2 protein-coding genes are annotated in these 2,289 nt (G+C 26.5%); both read left to right on the top strand.

Translation table 11 applies throughout. The features are described 5' to 3' along the window. On the top strand, nucleotides 1-1,138 hold a 1,138-nt coding region (locus AC23MB_RS14165), incomplete at its 5' end, for a hypothetical protein (RefSeq protein ID WP_487787625.1). Continuing rightward, on the top strand, nucleotides 1,138-2,022 hold the full coding sequence (locus AC23MB_RS14160; RefSeq protein ID WP_487787624.1) for a hypothetical protein: 885 nt from the start codon (nucleotides 1,138-1,140) through the stop codon (nucleotides 2,020-2,022). The genes AC23MB_RS14165 and AC23MB_RS14160, both read left to right, overlap by 1 nt. The last annotated feature ends 267 nt before the right edge of the window (nucleotides 2,023-2,289 follow it).

Below are 2,289 nucleotides of genomic sequence, written 5' to 3'. Positions count from 1 at the left end.
ATCGGCTTCGCTCGGTTCTGAATTGAACTTTCAGTTAAATCCAGCCCGCACTTCGCCAATACTTTTTCCGTTATGTGCAATTATAAAACAACCAAGAATGTTAGAATTATCAACAATAGACGATGACTTAGTAATTAAAAGTAAATTTATAACTGGTAAAACAAATTATGAATATGCAGTTGAAAATTTATTTCCATTAATTAACAGATTAGATATTCAAAGAAATCTACAAAATGCATCATTCTATAAAAGATTAAAAGATGATTTATTTGATGGATGTATTATGCCTCCAATTACTTTGGCTATAATAACTGAAGAAAAGGATTTTCCAAAGAATGTGGATTCTGCACAAAAATTTATAGAATTAAACGTTCAGAATATGTTTATTTTAGATGGCATACAACGACTAAATACATTGCATTCCGCATATACTAATCCAGAAATTGGCAGAGAATTAGATATTAAAAGACCTTTATTTTTAAATATATTAGTTTGTAGTTCTATGGATAATTTACTTTATAGAATGATTACTTTAAATAATGGGCAGAAACCTATGTCTGCTAATCATCAAATTGAAATTCTTTTAGGAAATATTTACAAGTTTGATGAGTTGTCAATAAAAATAATTACTGACAAGGAAAAAGGAAAAGCTGGCAAGAAAAATGAAAATTCTTTTGAAAAATCAAATATTATTAAAAGTTACTTAGCTTTTATTACAGATAGTATATCAATTGATAACAAAAAAATTATCGATGAAAAAATGGATAATTTAATCACAAAGAAAATTATGGATTCTAAGGTGATGAATAATTCATTGCAATTTTCTGACGTAATTAGCATTATTAATAATTTTAGTACTAAGAAAGAATTAAAAACCTGGTTTGACAATACTAACAATATAATTGGCTTCTCTGTAGGAGTAAAAAAATCATATCAATTTTTAACCAATTTTGGAATTGAAGATTTTTGGAAATCAATACAAACTTTTGAAAAAGTTTTTAAATCACTAAACTTTTCTTCAATAAAATTAAGCAAGGAAAGAAGATCTTTATCAAAATACTTCATTGAAAATTTTGAAAATCTATACGATTTAGATGATATTGAACTACTTGACAATTTTAATGATGAAATATTATAATGAATTATATTTTTATTGAAAATATTTCTTCTACTTATCAAACATCTTTAACAACTTCTCTAACTATTTCAGCATCTACACCAAAAGAAGCTTATTTAGTTAGGCTTTTAACGGGTACTTTAAAGATTAGAAATACTTTTACTGGTGAAGAAATAGCACAACAGATAAATTATTCAAGATTAGGTAGGGAATTTAAACGAATTCCTTCAACAAAACCTATAAAAAATGCTTTATCAAGTCCACTAAAAATTGACGATTTAGAGAATTATTTAATAAAAACTAATCATATAAATAATTCATATTACAACCTTCTATTAGAGGAGTTTTGTTCGTATTTCATCAGTTGTGGTAGAAATTCCCACACAAAAGCTTTTTTACACTTATATAGAGTTTTGGAATACATTTCATATAGTTTTCCTTTAATATATTCTTCATATTCAAGAGATTACTTTGGTACTTACAATAAATTGAAAAACTATTTTGACACTTCAAAAAGTGAATTATTATTTTTTGATTCATTTACTGAAAAAATATTAGATAATTTACTTTTAGATGCGGAACTTGAATTTGATTTCACATCATTACCTACAATATTATCACGTAATTATTACCAGATAATAAAAAAATACATAGATGCGAGTAATCTCATTGTTGATAACCCTAATAATAATTTATCATTTCAATACAGACTTTTTATAAAGTTAATAATTGACATTAGAAATAGATATTTTCATTTTGCTATAGGTGGACAAAGGAACATTAAATCAACAGAAATAATTGAAAGTGATTATTTTTTCAAATTGATTAATGAAGAGGTTATAAATTGGATTACGATTGTATATTTCGAAATTTTGAATCATAGTATAAGCCAAAGCAAATTATAACTGCACATAACATTGTATTGGCAAAATGCGGGGTTGAACCGCAGATTGAAAGATTTGTGATATTCAGCCGCCGCTGCTTTTCAATTCCACATTTTTTTATAACTTAGTTCCATTGAAAAAGCATCGGCTCCGTTTGGTCGAAATTGAACTTCCAGTTCCATTTAGCCCGCACTTCGCCAATACTTTTTCAGTTATCTGCAATTTTATACCAATATTGCGGTTTTTAGAGGAAAATCAGGTTGGATTTTAGCGGAAAAAATTTTTGAG

The sequence above is a fragment of the Soonwooa sp. T0.1_25 genome, assembly GCF_057652215.1.
This window is presented reverse-complemented; position numbering and strand designations above follow the sequence as displayed.